Source organism: Pantoea sp. KPR_PJ (assembly GCF_041386365.1).
Taxonomy (GTDB): domain Bacteria; phylum Pseudomonadota; class Gammaproteobacteria; order Enterobacterales; family Enterobacteriaceae; genus Pantoea.
The window spans coordinates 151,335-172,149 of sequence record NZ_JABMIK010000001.1; the positions used below are offsets into that span (position 1 = coordinate 151,335).

The following is a 20,815-nucleotide window of genomic DNA, read 5'->3' on the forward strand; positions in this document are numbered from 1 at the left end:
TTCGCTAAGACTATAGCGCAAAGCGCTGATGGAAATGCCAGTAGCGCCCCGCTTTTGAGATTAATTCGTGGTGATGACCCTGCTCAACAATCTGCCCGTTGTCCATTACGCAGATGCGGTCCAGCGCGGTCAGCCCTGTAAGCCGGTGCGTGACCATGATCAGCGTTTTGCCCGCGGTAACCTGCTGCAACAGTTCCAGAATATGGTGCTCGGTGGTGGCATCAAGCCCCTCAGTGGGTTCATCCAGCAGCCAGAGATCGCCGTCGTGCAGCAGCGCCCGCGCGATAGCCAGACGACGCAGTTCACCGCCCGACAAAGCCCGTCCCCCTTCGCCCAGCCAGGCATTAAGCCCTTCCTCGCTTTCCAGCAGACGCGTCAGGCCTGCCTGACGTAAGGCGTCACTGAGTTGCGCATCGCTGGCTTCAGGACGCGCTACGCGTAAATTCTCCCGCAGCGTCTGATTAAACAGGTGCACGCGCTGGGTGACAACGCTGATGCGCTGGCGCAGCGATCTCTCATCCCAGTTGTGCAGGGCGACGTTTTGCAACATGACGGAGCCCGTCTCAACATCCCAGGCGCGTGTGAGCAGCGCCAGCAGGGTGGATTTGCCGCAGCCCGTGGGGCCGAGCAGAGCGATACGCTCACCTGCCTGCACTTGCAGAGAAAGGTTGTGCAGCACGGCTTCAGCCCGCTGCGGATAATGAAAGGTCACCGCCTCCAGGGCTACGGTCAGACTGCCTGGCGCAATAGCTGACGTCTGGGGAAAAATAAGGGCAGGCGTCTGATCGACGATGGCGTTGACGCGATCGGCGGCGGCCATCACCTGCGCCATTGGCAGAAAAGCACCTGCAACCGGGGCAAGGGCTTCAAAAGCCGCCAGCGCGCAGAACACGATCAGTGCGGTGAGGGCACCGGGTGTCGGCCAGTGCGCCAACCCGTCTGCGCTCATCCAAAGCAGCAGCGTAACGGTTCCGCCGCTCAGCAGCACCAGTAAACTTTGCGACAGCGCCTGCAGGTGATGCTGCCGACGCTGTGCTTTTTGCCAGCATCGTTCATGATGATCGAGCTGCTGTCGCCAGCGCGCAGACAGACCGTAGACAGACAGTTCTGCCTGACCGCTCAGCCAGTGCATTAGCTGTAAACGCCAGCGCGCACGCTGCTGCGCGATGATCTGCCCGGCGGGCGCACCCAGTCGATAAAACAGCGGCGGCAGCATGATCAGCGTTGCCAGCATGACGCCGCCCAGCACCAACGCCAGCTCGCTGTCTATCAGACTGATACCCAGCGTCACCACCAGAATCACGACAAAAGCTCCGGCAAGCGGAGCGATAACGCGCAAATAAAGATGATCGAGCGTATCGACATCGCTAACAAACCGGTTAAGCAGATCGCCCTGACGGAAGGCGGCCAGCTGCCCGGGTGCCAGCGCAATCAGGCGGCTGAAAGTAAAGACCCGAAGATGTTGCAGTACGCGAAACGTGGCGTCATGGCTGACCAGGCGCTCACAGTAACGGGCAGCAGTGCGAATAATGGCCGCACCGCGTACCCCAGCTGCGGGCAACATATAGTTAAAACTATAGAGGCCTGCCATGCCTGCCAGCGAAGAGGCGGCAAGAAACCAGCCTGACAGTGCCAGCAGGCCAATACTGGCCAGCAGCGTCACAATCGCAAGCAGCACCCCCAGCAGCAGCCGGTAAGGATGGCGTTGAAACAGACGCAAAAACGGAAACAGGGCAGACATTAACGAATCTCCTGTTGACGACAGGAAACCATGCGGGAAAAGGGACCCGCTTCGCGCGCCAGCTGTTGCCCGCTTCCCTGCTGCACCAGCCTGCCTTCCTGCATCACCCAGATGGCATCCCAGTGCGCTATCTGATCGAGCTGATGGGTGATCATCAGCGTGGTCTGCTGCCGTGACGCCTTATCAAGCGCGCGCATGACATGCTGTTCGCTGCGGCTGTCGAGGCTGGCGGCTGGCTCATCCAGCAGCAGCAGACGCGCAGGCTTATAGAGTGCGCGAGCCAGCGCAATGCGCTGCGCCTGTCCGACAGAGAGCCCTGCGCCTTCATCACCCACGCGCGTTGCTACCCCTTCAGCAAGGCGCGGTAAAAACTCATCAACGCCGCAGTCTGCTAACAGCTCATCCAGTTCGGCGTCAGGCTGTGCGTTACCCATCACGATATTGTCATAGAGCGTGTCGGCGGGCAGCTGGGGATTCTGGCCAAGCCAGGCGATCTGCTGCTGCCAGTGGGTGCGGCTTATCTCACGCAGCTCAACACCGTTGGCGCGCAGTGAACCGTCATAAGGCAGAAAGCCGAGCAGCACGTTCATCAGCACGGTTTTGCCTGCGCCACTCTCTCCTGTTAGCGCCACGCGCTGACCCGCCGCAAGCGTAAAGTTCAGCGGACCGCACAGTTTTTGTTTATCTGCGCTCAACACAATCAGATCCTGCGCAACCAGGGTGAGGGGGGCGTCGGCCTCAGGAACAACAGAACCTGTCGGTTGCTCTGGCTCAGGGCTTTCGCGCATAAAGCGCTCCAGTGCGTCTGCGCCCCCGATCGCCTGCGCTTTGGCATGGTAAAACGTACCTAAATCGCGCAGCGGCTGAAAAAATTCGGGAGCCAGAATCAGGGCGACAAAACCGGCGAACAGGGTCACGCCTTGCCCGTATGCGCCAAAATGCAGTTCCCCAAGATAGGAAAATCCGAAGTAAACCGCGACGATCGCAATCGCCAGCGAGGCAAAAAATTCCAGCACGGCTGACGAGAGAAAGGCGAGGCGCAGTACGTCCATGGTCCGCTGGCGAAAATCAGCTGTTGAGTCAGCGATAGCGCGCGTTTCGGCATCGGCGCGATGAAACAGGCGCAGGGTTTCACGTCCACGAATGCGATCGAGAAAATCGCCGCTCAGGCGCGTCAGGGCAACAAAGTTGCGGCGGTTAGCATCGGCTGCTCCCATGCCGACCAGCGCCATAAAGAGCGGAATCAGCGGTGCGGTCACCAGCAGGATGAGACCAGCGGCCCAGTTGAGCGGGAAAATGGTCAGAAGTATGCAGAGGGGGATCAGCGCTGCCAGCGTCATCTGTGGCAGATAGCGTGCATAGTAATCCTGCATCTCTTCAATCTGTTCAAGCAGCAGCGTGGCCCAGCTACCCGCAGGTTTGCCGCGGATCCACGCAGGGCCCAGCGAGGAGAGACGATCCAGTATCTGCTGGCGTAGCGCCTGACGAATCGCCTGCCCGGCGCGAAAGCCTGCACTCTCCCGGGCATAGTTAAGCCCGGCACGCAGTACAAAACAGAGCAGTAAAAGGGTAAAGGGCAGGAGAAGGCGCGTGCGTAGCTGTTGCTCGATAATCAGCGCCTGTAGCAAAAAGGCCAGCAGCCAGGCCTGAGCAATGATCACCAGCGCGTTTGCCAGTCCGGCAAGCATGGCCAGCCGCAGCCAGCGACCGCCAAAAGCACGTTGCTGGCGCAGCCAGCGGTTAAGTTCCTGTTGCCGCGTTTTTTTCATGCGTGACCGTAAGCGTTGTCAGTGACCAACGAAAGCAAGAGTGGGTTTCTCTTCAGGCGCACGAATCTAGCACGAGGGCATAAAAAAAGGCGACTGAAAAACAGTCGCCCCGGATGATTTAGATCAAGCGATTAACACCTTACCGATCGTTTTTAACCAGACCATCCAGATAACGCTCAGCATCGAGTGCGGCCATACAGCCTGTGCCCGCAGAGGTAATAGCCTGACGATAGATATGGTCCATTACGTCACCTGCTGCAAAAACGCCAGGAATGCTGGTTTGTGTGGCATTGCCATGCAGGCCAGACTGCACCTTGATGTAGCCATTTTCCAGCGCCAGCTGCCCGTCAAAAATCGCCGTGTTCGGACTGTGGCCAATGGCGACAAACAGACCGGCAACCTCCAGCGACTCCGTTTCCGCCTCGTTGAGGGTTGAACGTAGCGTCAGGCCGGTAACGCCCATCTGATCGCCAACCACTTCCTCCAGCGTACGGTCGGTATGCAGAACGATATTACCGTTACGTACTTTTTCCATCAGGCGATCAATGAGGATTTTTTCTGCGCGGAAGCTGTCGCGACGGTGGATCAGGTGAACTTCGGCAGCGATGTTAGCCAGATAAAGTGCCTCTTCCACTGCGGTATTGCCGCCGCCAATAACGGCAACCTTTTGATTACGATAGAAAAATCCATCGCAGGTAGCACAGGCAGAGACGCCTTTGCCTTTGAACGCTTCTTCAGAGGGCAGACCCAGATAGCGAGCAGACGCGCCGGTGGCAATAATCAGCGCATCAGCCGTATATTCGCCGCTGTCGCCCGTAAGGCGAAACGGCCGGTTTTGCAAATCCACGGTATGGATATGATCGAAAATAATCTCGGTGTTAAATTTTTCGGCATGCTCGTGCATGCGATCCATCAGCGAAGGGCCTGTCAGATCGTGTGGGTCGCCGGGCCAGTTCTCTACCTCAGTAGTGGTGGTCAACTGACCGCCTTTTTCGAGGCCGGTGATGAGTACCGGATTCAGGTTGGCGCGTGCAGCATAGACTGCTGCGGTATAACCCGCCGGGCCAGAGCCCAGAATGAGCAATTTACTGTGTTTGGCCGTACTCATAGGATCCTCAGTTTCATTCGGCTGACAACATGACCCAGGATTGTAGGGAATTTAACGAGGCAAAAAAAGGGCTGGAAAATTTTGTTGCCGATAGCTGCAAACGGCGTAGACGATAAAAGTCAGTTTTGCACGTCCATTGCGCCAAAAAGGGGCAATAATCGGCTTTTACTGGTGCACAGCTATAAAAATACTCATTTAAAAACAGTAACCCAGCGGTCTGTCTGGCATCTTGTCCTGAATTTGGTCTTTTTACTTTGACAATCGCCTGCGCTTTTGCGAAAACAATGGCAGAAGCGAAGATGAAGGAAAGGGGCTAAACAGGGTTTCGTTCGCTGTTTTACCCTTAAATCCGGATAAATAACAGCCTGACATGGGTAATGACGCATGATGTGGACAGACAACATGCGTCATGCGGATGGATGCGTGAGCGCGCACAGGTGACTTCTTCACTTCCATAAATGCTCTGGACAGCGACTGTTTTCAGGGCGTGGCAGGTAAAGGGAAGGAATTAAGAGAGACAATAATAATGGTAGACAATAAGAAACGCCCCGGAAAAGATCTCGACAGAATCGACAGAAATATTCTGAATGAACTTCAGAAAGATGGTCGTATTTCAAATGTAGAGCTTTCCAAACGCGTAGGATTATCGCCTACGCCATGTCTTGAGCGTGTGCGTCGTCTGGAGCGTCAGGGTTTTATTCTTGGCTATACCGCGCAACTTAACCCGCACTATCTTGATGCGTCACTGCTGGTTTTCGTTGAGATTACTCTGAATCGTGGTGCGCCTGATGTGTTTGAACAGTTTAACGCCGCTGTGCAAAAACTTGAGGAAACTCAAGAGTGTCACCTGGTTTCTGGTGATTTCGACTACCTGCTAAAAACACGCGTGCCCGATATGTCCGCCTACCGTAAGCTGCTCGGCGAAACCCTGTTGCGCCTGCCGGGGGTCAACGACACGCGCACTTACGTGGTCATGGAAGAGGTCAAACAGAGCAATCGGCTGGTGATCAAAACCCGATAACGCAGCGCAGGTGCAAAACCTGTGAACTTTCGATACACTCCTGTGAATTCATACAGGACCAGCGTCGGGCTTGCCCGACGCTGTTGCCTTCATAATTTACAGGCACCTGGAGAGTTCTCTTGAGCCAGGAATACACAGAAGACAAAGAAGTTTCGTTAAAACCGCTTAGCAGTGGACGTCGTTTACTGGAAGCGTTACTCATACTCGTCTCCCTTTTCGCCGTCTATCTGATGGTTTCCCTGATTAGCTTTAATCCGTCCGATCCGAGCTGGTCGCAAACGGCCTGGCATGAGCCGATTCATAATCTCGGCGGTGGTGTGGGAGCCTGGATGGCCGATACGCTGCTTTTCATCTTTGGCGTAATGGCTTATGCCATTCCCCCGGTCATTATTGGGCTCTGCTGGATCGCCTTTCGCCAGCGTGACCAGCAGGACTATATCGACTATTTCGCTATCGGCCTGCGCCTGATAGGCGTGCTGGCGCTGGTGGTCACTACCTGCGGTCTGGCCGCGCTTAACGCCGATGACATCTGGTACTTTGCTTCCGGCGGTGTTATCGGCAGCCTGGTCAGTAACGCTATTGCCCCCTGGTTTAGTCCGGCAACGGGTACGCTGGCGCTGCTCTGCGTCTGGGCGGCAGGCATGACGCTTTATACTGGCTGGTCCTGGCTGACGATTGCTGAGCGCATTGGCGGGGTCGTAATGGGCGTGCTGACCTTTGCAAGCAATCGCTCGCGCCGCGATGAGCCCTGGCAGGAAGATGAAGAGGATGAGTACGAGACGGAAGCTGCGCCGCGCCTGAAAGCCGCTGCGCAGGAAGAAGATGACGTGCTGCTCTCAGCGCCGCGCACCAGCGCAAACACCGTTGCGCATGACGATGCTGATCCGCTGCTGACGAAAGCCGCCGCGGCGACAGATGCTGCACTGACTTCTGTTGCTGAAGCTGCGGGCGTTGCTGCCCCTGTCGCGGCGGCTGCAATGCCGTCTACGGCTGCTGCCGCAATGTCGTCTGCTACCCCTGTCGCGTCTGCCGTAGTCCCTTCTGCTGCACCATCTGCGCCAGCTGTTGCGGCACCAGAGGTTGCAGAAGTGATGCCGTCGGCCCTTGCTTCGCCGCCGCCTGTTCAGCCTGCGATCGCCCGTTCCGCTGCGCCGTCGCAGCAAACAATGAATACCTTTACGGCTGTGCCTCCTCAACCAGAGGTTGCGGCTGAGCCGCCGCGTTATCATTTTGATATGCCAGATGAGCCATCGGCACCCACCTTTACCGGCTGGGAAGAGGACGATGGCCCACAAATGGGCAACTGGCGCGACACCGGGGTAAGCGCTGCTGCAGGCATGGCCGCGACCAGCGCTGCCACCGCAGCGTCGTCGCGCTCCTCTGCACCCCTGTTTGATGTTGCACCGGAAGAGCCGTCTAATCCTCAGGTCAAGCAGGGCATCGGGCCGGCACTACCGCGTCCTAATCCGGTTAAGCTTCCTACCCGCCGCGAGCTGGCTTCCTACGGTATTAAACTGCCTTCTCAGCGCATGGCCGAAGAGAAAGCCAAAGCAGAAGAGCAGCTGCGGGCCAGTGATACGCCGCCTCAGCCGGTGAAAGCCGAGTCTGAATGGTCGCATGAGCAGACTGACGATGAGCAGCAGTCACAGCTTCGTGACGCGTTCGCCAGCCAGCAGCAGCAGCGCTATGGTGAAAGCTGGCAGCCGCGAGAGGATCATGAAGAGGCGGCTGAGCAGGCTGCACTGGCACAGCCGTTCGCTTCCCGGCCGCGAGAGGATCATGAAGAGGCGGCTGAGCAGGCTGCACTGGCACAACAGTTCGCTTCCCAGCAGCGTCAGCGCTACAGCGCCGTTGAGCAGGAAGCGCCCGCTTTCACTCTGGATACGTCGTCGGTATTTGATTTTTCACCCATGAAAGATCTGGTGGATGAAGGCCCAGGCGAACCGCTGTTCACTATTGCCAGTACGCCAGAGCCTGAAGCGCCAGCGGCCACACACACGCCGTGGCAGCAGCCAGCGGAGACGTCAGTGCCTCAGCCCGCCGTGCCTGTCGCTGCACCGCCCGTTTCTGCCGCTATTGAGCCTTCTGTACCAGACGCTGTCGAGACGCCTGCTGTTCAGATGCCTGTCTCTGCATCGGTGCAGTCGCAGGCTCCCCAGCCGGGTTCGCTGGACAATAGCCTGATTCACCCTTTCCTGATGCGCCATAATCAGCCGCTGGAGAAGCCGTCTACGCCCCTGCCCACGCTGGACCTGCTCACCTCGCCGCCTGCGGAAGAGGAGCCGGTGGATATGTTTGCGCTTGAGCAAACGGCACGGCTGGTTGAAGCGCGCTTGGGTGACTATCGCGTGAAAGCTGAAGTGGTAGGGATCTCACCAGGTCCGGTGATTACCCGCTTTGAGCTGGACCTGGCGCCGGGCGTGAAGGCCGCACGGATATCCAATCTGTCGCGTGACCTGGCCCGTTCGCTCTCTGCGGTTGCGGTTCGTGTCGTCGAAGTGATCCCAGGCAAGCCCTATGTGGGTCTGGAGTTACCGAATAAGCACCGCCAGACGGTATATCTGCGCGAAGTGCTTGACTGCGCAAAATTCCGCGACAATCCGTCGCCGCTCTCTGTGGTGCTGGGTAAAGATATTGCCGGTCAGCCGGTAGTGGCCGATCTGGCTAAAATGCCTCACCTGCTGGTAGCGGGGACAACCGGCTCCGGTAAGTCGGTGGGCGTTAACACCATGATCATCAGCATGCTCTATAAAGCGACGCCGGAAGAAGTCCGCTTTATTATGATCGATCCAAAAATGCTGGAGCTGTCGGTTTACGAAGGCATCCCACACCTGTTGACGGAAGTGGTTACCGACATGAAGGATGCGGCCAACGCGCTGCGCTGGAGCGTGGGTGAAATGGAGCGACGCTACAAGCTAATGTCAGCGCTGGGCGTGCGTAATCTGGCTGGCTACAACGAAAAAGTGGAGCAGGCGGAAGCGATGGGCCGTCCTATTCCCGATCCGTTCTGGAAGCCGGGTGACAGCATGGATACCACGCCGCCGGTGCTGGAAAAACTGCCTTATATCGTGGTGCTGGTGGATGAGTTCGCCGATCTGATGATGGCAGTGGGCAAGAAAGTAGAAGAGCTGATTGCACGTCTGGCCCAGAAAGCACGTGCAGCGGGTATTCACCTGGTGCTTGCCACGCAGCGTCCGTCGGTGGATGTGATTACTGGCCTGATCAAGGCAAACATCCCGACGCGTATCGCCTTCACCGTTTCAAGCAAAATTGACTCACGGACTATTCTCGATCAGGGTGGTGCGGAATCGCTGCTGGGCATGGGTGACATGCTCTATATGCCGCCTAACTCCTCGATGCCGGTGCGTGTGCATGGCGCGTTTGTTCGCGACCAGGAAGTGCATGCCGTAGTGCAGGACTGGAAAGCGCGCGGACGTCCGCAGTACATCGAAAGTATTACGGCGGGCGAAGAGAGCGAAGGCGGCAGCGGTGGTCTGGAGGGCGATGAAGAGCTCGATCCGCTGTTTGATCAGGCGGTAGCCTTTGTGGTGGATAAACGCCGGGCTTCGATTTCCGGCGTGCAGCGTCAGTTCCGCATTGGCTACAACCGTGCTGCGCGCATTATTGAACAGATGGAAGCGCAGGGGATTGTGTCAGAGCCCGGACACAACGGTAACCGCGAAGTGCTTTCTCCGCCGCCGCACGAAATGTAGCGCGACACGCTTTGCAACAAACAATCATGGGCCAGTTTTTACTGGCCCATTGTTTAGCTACGCGCCACCCCTTATATCAGATAACGCTTTCGGGTTTTTCTCCTGGCTCAATGCCGGAACGGCGACCAGAATTAAAACGGTATTCACTGGATAGAGACAAATAAGGAATTCAAGCAGATGAAATTACGCGTAATCGTGCCTGGCCTGTTGGCCGTTTTTGCTTCTGCCAGCGTAATGGCGGATGCCTCCAGCGATTTGCAGCAGCGTCTGAACAAGGTCAACAGTTTTCACGCCAGCTTCAGCCAAAAAGTAACCGACAGCAGCGGTGCAAATGTGCAGGAAGGTGAGGGTGAACTCTGGGTAAAACGCCCCAGCCTGTTTAACTGGCATATGACCGCGCCTGACGAAAGTGTGATCATTTCCGATGGCAAAAACCTGTGGTTCTATAACCCGTTTGTTGAGCAGGCCAGCGTAAGCCTGCTTAAAGACGCCACCAGCAATACGCCTTTTATGCTGATAGCCCGCAACCAGCCGAGCGACTGGCAGCAGTACAATATCAAACAGCAGGGCGATACCTTTGAGCTGACGCCCAAAAACAGCGATGGCAACCTCAGGCAGTTCACGCTTTCGGTGACCTCTGCAGGCACCATCAATCAGTTCAGCGCCATTGAGCAGGATGGCCAGCGCAGCAGCTATCAGCTTAAAAGCCAGAAAAACGGCTCCATTAGCCCAGATAAATTTACCTTCACACCGCCCAAAGGGGTGACGGTAGACGATCAGCGTCAGTGAGGTAAGAGTGGGTAATCTGTCTCTGGATTTTTCCTCTGAGGATTTCAAGCCGCTGGCGGCACGTATGCGCCCAGAAACCCTTAAGCAATATATTGGGCAGCAGCATCTGCTGGCACCCGGTAAACCTTTGCCGCGTGCTATTGAGGCGGGTCATCTCCACTCAATGATCCTCTGGGGACCGCCAGGCACAGGTAAAACAACCCTGGCGGAGATTATCGCTCGCTATGCTAATGCCGATGTTGAGCGTATCTCCGCTGTCACCTCAGGCGTTAAGGAAATTCGTGAGGCAATAGAACGTGCGCGACACAGCCGTCAGGTGGGACGCCGCACTATCCTGTTTGTTGATGAGGTGCATCGCTTCAATAAAAGCCAGCAGGATGCCTTTCTGCCACATATCGAAGACGGCACCATTACTTTTATCGGTGCCACGACCGAGAATCCGTCGTTTGAACTTAACTCAGCGCTGCTCTCACGGGCGCGCGTCTACCTGTTGAAGTCGCTGACTAGCGAAGACATCGAGCAGGTACTGGATCAGGCGATGCAGGATAAAACGCGTGGCTTTGGCGATAGCGATATTCTGCTGCCGGATAATACCCGACGTATGATTGCTGAGCTGGTAGGCGGCGATGCGCGCCGTGCGCTTAACACGCTGGAAATGATGGCGGATATGGCAGAAAGCAATGCGCAGGGTAAGCGCGAGCTGACGCCTGCGTTGCTCACTGAGGTGTCTGGTGAACGCGCCGCGCGCTTTGATAATAAAGGCGACCGCTTCTACGATCTGATTTCCGCGTTGCATAAATCGGTGCGTGGCTCTGCGCCAGATGCCGCCCTCTACTGGTATGCGCGTATCATTACTGCCGGTGGCGATCCGCTCTATGTCGCGCGCCGCCTGCTGGCAATTGCCTCTGAAGATGTGGGTAATGCCGATCCGCGCGGGATGCAGGTGGCCATTGCCGCCTGGGACTGTTTTACTCGCGTTGGCCCGGCCGAGGGCGAGCGTGCCATTGCGCAGGCCATTGTCTATCTGGCCTGCGCGCCAAAAAGTAATGCTGTCTATACCGCGTTTAAGGCGGCGATGCGCGATGCGCGTGAGCATCCTGACTATGATGTGCCTGAGCATCTGCGCAATGCGCCAACTCGCCTGATGAAGGAGATGGGGCTGGGCAAAGAATACCGTTACGCCCACGATGAAGAGCACGCTTACGCGGCGGGTGAAGTCTATTTTCCACCGGAAATGGCGCAGACGCGTTACTACTTGCCCACTGCACGTGGCCTTGAGGGCAAAATTGGTGAAAAGCTCGCCTGGCTGGCTGAACAGGATCAAAATAGCCCGACAAAACGCTACCGCTGAAACAGACGTTACGGTAAGGTGAGCAAGGATTTCAATGTATTCCAGCAGGAATACATCCCTCTATCTCTTCTATTAACCTTTATTACACAGGATAAGCATGCTCGATCCCAATCTGCTGCGTAATGAGCCAGACGCAGTCGCAGAAAAACTGGCACGCCGAGGATTCAAACTGGATGTGGAAATGCTGCGCTCACTTGAAGAGCGTCGTAAAGTCTTGCAGGTGGAAACGGAAAATCTGCAGGCGGAGCGCAACTCCCGATCCAAATCCATCGGTCAGGCCAAAGCACGTGGGGAAGACATCGAGCCGCTGCGTCAGGAAGTGAACGCGCTGGGTGAACGCCTGGATGCGGCCAAAGCGGAACTGGATGCCCTTCAGAACGACATTCGTAATTTTGCGCTGGCGCTGCCAAACCTGCCCGCGGACGAAGTGCCGCTGGGTAAAGATGACAGCGAAAACCTGGAGATCAGCCGCTGGGGCGAGCCGCGCCAGTTCGATTTTGAGGTAAAAGATCATGTTGAGCTGGGTGAGCTGGCAAAAGGCCTCGACTTTGCCTCTGCCGTCAAGCTCACCGGATCTCGCTTCGTGGTGATGCAGGGGCAGATTGCGCGTCTGCACCGTGCGCTGAGTCAGTTTATGATTGACCTGCACACGGAACAGCACGGCTATCTGGAAACCTACGTGCCTTACCTGGTTAACCATGAAACGCTTTACGGGACGGGACAGCTGCCTAAGTTTGGCGAAGACCTGTTCCATACCCGTCCGCTGGATGAGGAAGCCGGTAGCAGCAACTACGCGCTGATCCCAACCGCTGAAGTTCCGCTCACCAACCTGGTGCGCGACGAGATTGTGGAAGAGGAGAGTCTGCCGATCAAACTGACCGCGCATACGCCTTGTTTCCGCTCTGAAGCAGGTTCATACGGCCGAGACACCCGTGGTCTGATTCGCATGCATCAGTTCGACAAAGTGGAGATGGTGCAAATCGTGGCGCCGGAAACCTCCATGGACGCGCTGGAAGAGCTGGTAGGCCATGCGGAGAAAGTGCTGCAGTTGCTCAATCTGCCGTACCGTAAAATGCTGCTGTGCACCGGCGATATGGGTGCTGGTTCCAGCAAAACTTACGATCTGGAAGTCTGGTTGCCGGCGCAAAATACCTATCGTGAAATCTCTTCCTGCTCGAATATGTGGGATTTCCAGGCGCGCCGTATGCAGGCTCGCTGCCGCAGCAAAGCAGATAAGAAGCCACGCCTGGTTCACACCCTGAATGGCTCCGGCCTGGCGGTGGGTCGCACGCTGGTTGCGGTGCTGGAAAACTACCAGCAGGCTGACGGACGTATTCAGGTGCCGGAGGTCTTGCGCCCTTATATGAATGGCGTCGAATATATCGGCTAACGCGCCCGCTACCATTAAACCCGGACATGTCCGGGTTTTTTTATGCCGAGCACAAAGAAAAAAGTGAAGTTTATCAGAAATAAACGTTATCGATGCCTTCAGGCGCCTCTGGCCCAAAAACCCTGTTATTCATAGAGATAGCTTAAACAGCCCTCACCTTTAACACTTCTGTAACCCACTGAAGATTAATAAATTAAATTATCCTGCAGCAAAATGTGCTGCACCAGTTTTTTTATGCTTTTCCTTTAATTTCGTCAGTGGCAAACTGCGCGCAACTTCCTCTCTTTTCTTTGGTTTTATCCCTATGTCTACCTGGACACGTCCCGTGGTGCTGCTGCTGTGCGGCCTGCTTTTGCTGACTGTTGCAATTGCCGTGCTTAATACGCTGGTTCCGCTATGGCTTACTCACGATGCACTGGCGACCTGGCAGGTTGGCGTCGTGAGTTCATCATTTTATACGGGTAATCTGGCCGGTACATTAATTGCGGGCTGGCTAATCAGGCAGTACGGCTTTAATCGCAGCTACTATCTGGCGACCATCATCTTCGCCGTGGCAACAGCGGGTTTATTAATGCTGGATGGTTTTTGGGCGTGGTCAGTTCTGCGTTTTAGCGCCGGTATCGGCTGTGCGCTGATCTGGGTTGTGGTAGAAAGCGCGCTGCTGTGCAGCGGCACAATACGTAACCGGGGCCAGCTTCTGGCCGCCTACATGATCGTTTATTACCTGGGCACTGTGGCAGGCCAGCTACTGGTGAGCAGAGTTTCTACTGAACTGTTTAGCGTCATTCCGTGGATTACCGCTTTGATGAGCTGCGCTATCCTGCCGCTGGTGTTTGTCAAAGTGACGGCGGCCAGTGAAGCCGTTGACGCCGCCCCGGGTAAAATCTGGCCAATGCTGCGCCGTCGCAGTTCACGACTCGGCATCAACGGCTGTATTATTTCCGGCATTGTGCTTGGGTCGCTTTATGGGCTGATGCCGCTCTACCTTTCTCATCAGGGCATGAGTGATGCAAATGTTGGCTACTGGATGGCGCTACTGGTGAGTGCCGGTATTGTCGGGCAGTGGCCAGTAGGCCGTCTGGCCGACCGTTTTGGCCGACTGCTGGTACTGCGCGTGCAGGTTTTCGTTGTAATCATCGGTGCCATTGCGATGTTAACCAATGCTGCAATGGCTCCCGCGCTGTTTGTGTTGGGCCTGGCTGGCTTTACGCTCTATCCCGTGGCGATGTCATGGGCTTGTGAAACTGTTGCGCACCACGAGCTGGTGGCGATGAATCAGGCGCTGCTGTTGAGCTATACCGCGGGTAGCCTGGCAGGGCCGAGCATGACGGCTGTGCTGATGCAGAGCTACTCCGATCGTATTCTGTTCGTTATGATTGCCGGTGTCGCGCTGATCTATCTGATGATGCTGTTGCGAAAGGCCGATCATCAGGCAACGCCGGTGGCGCACGCCTGATATCCGCTTTCAGTGCTGACACCTTTGATAGGCAGAGAGAGAAAAGGGAGCACAGGCTCCCTTTTTCATTTAATACATGACGTGATGACCGTAGCTGGCCAGAATGTTTTTTACTCGCTCCATCGTCTCTTTAGTGGGCGGTTTGACGCCGTCAAGTTTGTACTCCTCGCCCATTGCAATCCATTTGTGCTTGCCCAGTTCGTGATAGGGCAGCAGTTCAATCTTCTCGACGTTTTCCATCTCTCTGGTGAACGCCCCCAGTCGGTGCGCAGAGTCATCATCATCAGAGTAGCCCGGCACAACCACATAACGGATCCAGGTACGTTTGCCTTTTTTCTGGAGGTAGCGAGCAAAATCCAGGGTGCGATGATTCGATACGCCGACCAGAATCTGATGCACCTCATCATTGATCTGCTTGAGGTCAAGCATCACCAGATCGGTGACCTCCAGTAATTCATCAATGACCGGATCATAGCGGCGAACAAACCCGTTTGTATCCAGGCAGGTATGTATGCCTTCCGCTTTGCAGGCGCGGAACCAGTCGCGGACAAATTCGGCCTGTAAAATCGCCTCACCGCCTGAAGCGGTTACGCCACCGCCTGAAGCATTCATAAAGTGCCGGTACGAGAGCACGTCTTTCATTAACTCTTCGACGCTAATCTCTTTACCGCCATGTGTATCCCAGGTATCACGGTTATGACAGTACAGGCAGCGCATCAGGCAGCCCTGAAAAAAGGTGATAAAACGGATGCCGGGACCGTCAACCGTCCCGCATGATTCAAATGAGTGGATACGACCGTTGCAAGACATTGCGATGATTCTCCAGGTTAGCCTGTCAGCAGGTGCACAATCTCTGTTGTGCTCGGTGGTAAAGTCAGTTTGGACTGCGGTCTTCTGTGAGAGAGCAGACAAAACGGGCCTTGGAGAAAAGGCTCCCGAAGGAGCCTTTTTACCGCTCAGGCAATCAGGTCAAAGCGACTGCGTGAAGGTACGCGTAATCACATCCTGCTGCTGCTCTTTAGTCAGCGAGTTGAAGCGTACGGCATAGCCGGAAACGCGAATAGTCAACTGAGGATAGTTTTCCGGGTGCTCCATGGCATCCAGCAGCATCTCACGGTTCATTACGTTCACGTTCAGGTGTTGTCCACCTTCAATGCTGGCTTCATGGTGGAAGTATCCATCCATCAGACCTGCAAGGTTGGTTTTACGTACATTATCATCTTTACCCAGCGCGTTAGGCACGATAGAGAAGGTGTAAGAGATACCATCTTTAGCGTAGGCGAAGGGCAGTTTAGCCACAGAAGTCAGTGAGGCAACGGCACCTTTCTGGTCACGGCCATGCATCGGGTTTGCGCCCGGGCCAAAAGGTGCACCGGCGCGGCGGCCATCCGGTGTGTTACCCGTTTTCTTACCATAAACCACGTTCGAGGTAATGGTCAGCACTGACTGCGTAGGTACGGCATTACGATAAGTTGTGAGCTTCTGGATTTTCTTCATGAAGCGCTCAACCAGGTCGCAGGCAATATCGTCTACGCGAGCATCATTATTGCCGAACTGCGGATACTCACCGTCGATCTCAAAGTCGATAGCCAGGCCAGTCTCATCACGCACGGGTTTCACTTTAGCGTACTTGATCGCTGAGAGTGAGTCGGCCGCAACGGAGAGGCCGGCAATGCCGCAAGCCATGGTGCGATAGACATCACGATCGTGCAGCGCCATCAGTGAGGCTTCATAGCTGTATTTATCGTGCATGTAGTGGATGATATTGAGCGCCGTCACGTACTGTTTTGCCAGCCAGTCCATAAAGTGGTCCATACGATCCATGACGGTGTCGAAATTGAGCACTTCATCATTAATCGGCGACTCTTTCGGACCCACCTGCATTTTCAGTTTTTCATCCATGCCGCCGTTGATTGCGTACAGCAGGGTTTTAGCAAGGTTGGCGCGTGCGCCGAAGAACTGCATCTGTTTACCGACAACCATTGGGCTAACGCAGCAGGCGATAGCGTAGTCGTCGTTATTGAAGTCAGGACGCATCAGATCGTCATTCTCATATTGCAGAGAAGAAGTATCGATAGAGACCTTGGCTGCATATTTTTTAAAGTTCACCGGCAGTTTTTCCGACCACAGGATGGTCATGTTTGGCTCCGGTGACGGGCCCATCGTATAGAGGGTATTCAGGAAGCGGAAGGTGGTTTTAGTAACCAGGGTTCGGCCATCCACACCCATACCTGCCAGCGACTCTGTTGCCCAGATAGGGTCGCCTGAGAAAAGCTCATCATATTCTGGCGTGCGCAGGAAGCGGACCATACGCAGCTTCATGACCAGATGGTCAATGAGTTCCTGTGCCTGCTCTTCAGTCAGTTTGCCAGCCTGCAGATCGCGTTCGATATAGATGTCGAGGAAGGTGGAGACGCGGCCAAATGACATGGCTGCACCGTTCTGGGATTTCACTGCGGCCAGATAGCCGAAGTAAGTCCACTGTACGGCTTCCTGCGCGTTGGTTGCCGGACCCGAGATATCGCAACCATATTTAGCTGCCATCTCTTTGATTTGGGCCAGTGCGCGATGCTGATCAGCAATCTCTTCACGCAGGCGAATTGTGGCTTCAAGATTTACGCCGTTTTCAAGGTCGTTTTGCAGAGAGTGGAACTGCGCCAGCTTGTCCTGCATCAGGAAATCAATGCCATACAGAGCCACGCGGCGGTAGTCACCAATGATACGTCCACGACCATATGCGTCCGGCAGGCCAGTCAGCACGCCAGATTTGCGGCAGCGCAGGATGTCCTGGGTATAGACGTCAAACACACCCTGATTATGCGTTTTACGGTAGTCTGTGAAGATTTTTTTCAGCGCCGGATCGAGTTCACGGCCATAGACTTTACAGGAACCTTCTACCATTTTGATGCCGCCAAACGGAATGATGGCGCGTTTTAGCGGGGCTTCAGTTTGCAGGCCGACAATTTTTTCCAGCGGTTTGTTGATATAGCCTGCATCATGCGCAGTAATGGTTGACGCGAGATCGGTATCGAAATCCACTGGCGCATGGGTGCGGTTTTCAATCTTGATGCCTTCCATAACGGCATCCCACAGTTTTGTGGTTGCCTGAGTTGCACCCGCCAGGAAAGACTCATCGCCTTCATACGGCGTGTAGTTTTTTTGAATAAAGTCGCGAACGTTGACGCTGTTCTGCCAGTCGCCGTTGGCGAATCCTGCCCAGGCTGCAGCCTGTTTTGCATTCAGATCGGTCATGATATACCTGCCTTATCTAAGAAGACGTTACGTTGGCGCCGCCAGCTGCGCGGCGTCTGCCATAAATCACTAATGGGTAGTTGAGCCGTTACGTAAATAGATGACCCAATAGGTCAGCCCCACCAGCAAGCCACCGCCGATGATATTGCCGAGGGTGACCGGAATCAGATTGTCGATAATAAAGTTGACGGGCGTGAGCGCCTGAAACTGATCGGCAGTAGCTCCCGCGGCCTGCCAAAAGGCTGGGCCAGAAAAATCACGGATAACGATGGCCAGGGGGACAAGAAACATATTAGCTATACTGTGTTCAAAACCGCTTGCGACAAACATGGCCACTGGAAGAATCATTGCCAGGGTTTTATCTGTCAGGCTGTGACCGGAATAACTCATCCATACCGCCAGACAAACCATTAAATTTGCCAGCGTACCGAGGCAGACCGCCTCAATGAAAGTGTGATGCATTTTGTGGTCTGCCGTTTGCAGGACATTCAGGCCCCAGGCCGCATTCGCCGTCATGTGTTCTCCCGAGAACCAGATCAACGCGACGAAAAATAGCGCACCGATAAGGTTGCCGACATAGACGTTCAGCCAGTTACGCGCCAGTTGACCCCAGGTAATGCGTCCGCTGGCTCTGGCGACGACAATCAGCACGGTGGAGGTAAAAAGATCTGCACCGCAAATCACCACCAGTATCAACCCCAGGGAAAAACAGATGCCGCCAGTTAACTTTGCGATGCCGTAGGGCAGGCCAGCGCTGCCGGTTGTGGCGGTGATATAAAAAACAAAGGCGATGGAAATAAAAACGCCGGCAGTGATAGCAAGATAGAAGGTGGTTAACGGGTGTTTGGTGGCTTTATACACCCCTGCATCTTCTGCCACTTTGGCCATTGCAGGAGGCAATAACAGATTAAAAGGATTGTCAGCTTTCACACAACGCTCTCCGAAAAGATGTCTGTAAAAATACTAACAAATGAGTTTATAAAAGGAATTGATTTGGATCATATTTGACCAGCACCTCAAGGGGATAGACAGGGTTCAGGATGATTTATTTCACTTAAATTATTGATTTTAATGAAGTAAAATTATTTTAAAAAATACAATATTAGTTTAATAGGCGGCTGGGCGCCGTGGTCGCGTGTGAATCAACGTAATCAATCATAGATGGCGTGTTAAAATTTAGATCTGGGCGTTACATAAAATTGCGTTGATTAAGGGGTTAAAAAGCGCGCAAAAAAAATGGCATCATCTCTGATGCCATTCATAAACGTTAATCACGACAACGCGAGACGGTTAATCTTTCCAGTACTGGCGCTTAGCCGCCTGAAGTTTCTCGTAAGCTTGCAGCAAAGCCTGATGAGCAGGGAAGGCTTTCAGATCCTGGTCAACGGCCTGCAGGCCGTAGAACGGCGCTTCTCCACTGATGGCGGCTGAGGCGGCTTCCAGCGCTTCTGCGCCATACATCCGCGTAAAGGCATGGTGGTACTGCAGCGGATCGCGCTCATCTTCCATCGCCAGTAACAGCAGCGTCTGCAGGCAACGGTAGTAGTTAGCCCGTTCTGGTGAGAAGACAGAACCATTAAACTCCATCGTCCATTCTGTCCAGATCAACGCCTGATCCAGATCGCCACCGGCCAGTGCCAGCATCGCTTTTAGTTCGCCGATGCGCAGCGTATACCAGCCATTATCCTTGCCGCTTGCCAGACCGAGCAGTTCGCGCACGCGAGTAAAGTCGTCATGGCCTTCTTCATCCAGCTGCGCGATCAGATCCAGATACTCTTCCGGATTCCAGTTGCTGGCAGGCAGCGCCAGCAGCGTATCACGCAGGCCTGCACCCATATTATTGTTCGCCAGCAGCAGGTCTTCCGCCGGGTAAATATCAGACATACCCGGTACGATGATACGGCAGGCATAGACGCCCAGGTGATCGTAATCCGCGATATAGACTTCTTTGTCTTCCTCGCGGAAGATCGCCATTAGCGTGGCAAACTCCTCCTGAGTGGTGCCGCTAAACGACCAGTCGACGAAAGGATAATCGGCCTGTTCTTTAAACATATCCCAGGAGATCAAGCCGCTTGAGTCAATAAAGTGGGTTTCGAGGTTAGCGTGTTCAGCCACCTCTTCATCATCAAAGGTCGGCGGGGTAAAGACGTCGAGATCTTTCAGGCTGCGGCCCTGGAGCAGTTCCGTCACGGTACGCTCAAGCGCAACACCAAAGTCAGGATGCGCACCAAATGAGGCGAAGCAGGTGCCATTCTGCGGGTTAAACAGCACCACACAGATCACCGGATATTTACCGCCGAGCGAGGCATCGTAGGCGAAAATCGGGAAACCTTCCGCTTCAAGACGCGCAATCGACTCTACCACGCCCGGGTAGCGCTGCATCACGCTGTCAGGAATCGTCGGTAAGCTGATAGATTCAGCGATAATACGGTTTTTGATGTAACGCTCAAAGACCTCAGAGAGCCCCTGAACGCGTGCTTCGTTCGCCGTATTACCCGCCGACATGCCATTGGAAACATACAGGTTGCCAATGATGTTCATCGGAATATAGACGGTTTGCTGGTCAGACTGTCGGGTGAAAGGCAGTCCGCAAATGCCGCGCTCTGCGTTACCTGACTGAAGGTCGACCAGGTCTGGCGCACTTAGCGCATTGTCTGGATCGTAAAACGCACGCAGGCGAGCATCCAGAATGCCTTCCGGCAGCGAGCCGTCCGCAGGCAGCGGGAACCATTTCTCATTGGGATAATGAACGAAATCGCCGTTAGCGATCGCTTTGCCCAGCCAGAAGTCTGCAAAAAAGTAGTTCGTCGAGAGACGTTCGAAATATTCGCCTAACGCTGACGCCAGCGCCGCTTTCTTGCTCGCGCCTTTGCCGTTAGTGAAGCAGAGTGGGCAATCGCGGTCGCGAATATGCACGGACCAGACGTGGGGAACGGGATTCAGCCAGGAGGCTTCTTCAATAGTAAAGCCAAGATCGGTCAGCTTTTGCTGGAAGCGCGCGATGGAATCTTCCAGTGCTGCGTCTTTACCGGGAATAAACGTTTGCGTCATGGAACCGCTCTCTTAATAGAATCGTGGGCGTAAAGCGCGCAATGATACGGATTTTGCCGTCGCTGTGCTATCAAGGCGGCATCATTTATGCCCGCTATTTTTCATCACTCCGGCATCAGAATGCGCTGCCGCGCGCTCAGCAAACGCGCTACCTCACAAAATTTCGTGGCAGGT

General features: G+C 54.9%; 13 protein-coding genes. 6 read left to right on the forward strand and 7 right to left on the reverse strand.

What is annotated here, in order from left to right; translation table 11 throughout:
- Nucleotides 1-10: 10 nt before the first annotated feature.
- From cydC to trxB, 3 genes are all read right to left on the reverse strand, one after another.
- On the reverse strand, nucleotides 11-1,741 hold the full coding sequence (gene cydC / locus HP564_RS00735; protein ID WP_371239248.1) for a cysteine/glutathione ABC transporter ATP-binding protein/permease CydC: 1,731 nt from the start codon (nucleotides 1,739-1,741) through the stop codon (nucleotides 11-13).
- Nucleotides 1,741-3,510 carry a cysteine/glutathione ABC transporter permease/ATP-binding protein CydD gene (cydD, locus tag HP564_RS00740; RefSeq protein WP_371239250.1) on the reverse strand — a complete coding sequence of 590 codons (1,770 nt, stop codon included), beginning with the start codon at nucleotides 3,508-3,510 and terminating at the stop codon, nucleotides 1,741-1,743. Before cydD ends, cydC begins: the two co-directional genes overlap by 1 nt.
- A 139-nt stretch (nucleotides 3,511-3,649) precedes the next feature.
- Complete coding sequence (gene trxB, locus HP564_RS00745) at nucleotides 3,650-4,618, reverse strand: thioredoxin-disulfide reductase (protein WP_371239252.1); 969 nt, start codon at nucleotides 4,616-4,618, stop codon at nucleotides 3,650-3,652.
- A 526-nt stretch (nucleotides 4,619-5,144) separates the two neighbouring features.
- Here trxB and lrp point away from each other — a divergent pair.
- The 6 genes from lrp (at nucleotide 5,145) to HP564_RS00775 (ending at nucleotide 14,338) form a co-directional block, all read left to right on the forward strand.
- Entirely contained in the window at nucleotides 5,145-5,639 is a 495-nt protein-coding gene (lrp, locus tag HP564_RS00750; protein WP_006118610.1) for a leucine-responsive transcriptional regulator Lrp, read from the forward strand.
- A 119-nt stretch (nucleotides 5,640-5,758) separates the two neighbouring features.
- Nucleotides 5,759-9,352, forward strand: coding sequence for a DNA translocase FtsK 4TM domain-containing protein (locus tag HP564_RS00755; RefSeq protein ID WP_371239254.1), 3,594 nt, complete (start codon nucleotides 5,759-5,761; stop codon nucleotides 9,350-9,352).
- A 177-nt stretch (nucleotides 9,353-9,529) separates the two neighbouring features.
- A complete protein-coding gene (gene lolA / locus HP564_RS00760) occupies nucleotides 9,530-10,141 on the forward strand; it encodes an outer membrane lipoprotein chaperone LolA (RefSeq protein ID WP_371239256.1) in 612 nt (203 codons plus the stop codon).
- A gap of 7 nt (nucleotides 10,142-10,148) precedes the next feature.
- Complete coding sequence (locus HP564_RS00765; protein ID WP_371239258.1) at nucleotides 10,149-11,492, forward strand: replication-associated recombination protein A; 1,344 nt, start codon at nucleotides 10,149-10,151, stop codon at nucleotides 11,490-11,492.
- A 97-nt stretch (nucleotides 11,493-11,589) separates the two neighbouring features.
- Complete coding sequence (serS, locus tag HP564_RS00770) at nucleotides 11,590-12,882, forward strand: serine--tRNA ligase (protein WP_371239260.1); 1,293 nt, start codon at nucleotides 11,590-11,592, stop codon at nucleotides 12,880-12,882.
- A gap of 304 nt (nucleotides 12,883-13,186) precedes the next feature.
- Nucleotides 13,187-14,338, forward strand: coding sequence for an MFS transporter (locus tag HP564_RS00775; RefSeq protein WP_371239262.1), 1,152 nt, complete (start codon nucleotides 13,187-13,189; stop codon nucleotides 14,336-14,338).
- A 69-nt stretch (nucleotides 14,339-14,407) separates the two neighbouring features.
- Here HP564_RS00775 and pflA read toward each other — a convergent pair whose 3' ends face one another.
- The 4 genes from pflA to ycaO all read right to left on the reverse strand — a co-directional run bounded on the left by pflA (nucleotide 14,408) and on the right by ycaO (nucleotide 20,641).
- A complete protein-coding gene (gene pflA, locus HP564_RS00780) occupies nucleotides 14,408-15,148 on the reverse strand; it encodes a pyruvate formate lyase 1-activating protein (RefSeq protein ID WP_371239264.1) in 741 nt (246 codons plus the stop codon).
- 159 nt (nucleotides 15,149-15,307) lie between these two features.
- On the reverse strand, nucleotides 15,308-17,590 hold the full coding sequence (gene pflB / locus HP564_RS00785; protein ID WP_371239266.1) for a formate C-acetyltransferase: 2,283 nt from the start codon (nucleotides 17,588-17,590) through the stop codon (nucleotides 15,308-15,310).
- Nucleotides 17,591-17,659: 69 nt separating this feature from the next.
- Nucleotides 17,660-18,520, reverse strand: a complete 861-nt coding sequence (gene focA / locus HP564_RS00790) for a formate transporter FocA (RefSeq protein WP_371239268.1) — start codon at nucleotides 18,518-18,520, stop codon at nucleotides 17,660-17,662.
- A 360-nt stretch (nucleotides 18,521-18,880) separates the two neighbouring features.
- Nucleotides 18,881-20,641, reverse strand: coding sequence for a 30S ribosomal protein S12 methylthiotransferase accessory factor YcaO (gene ycaO / locus HP564_RS00795; RefSeq protein WP_371239270.1), 1,761 nt, complete (start codon nucleotides 20,639-20,641; stop codon nucleotides 18,881-18,883).
- Between the last annotated feature and the right edge of the window lie 174 nt (nucleotides 20,642-20,815).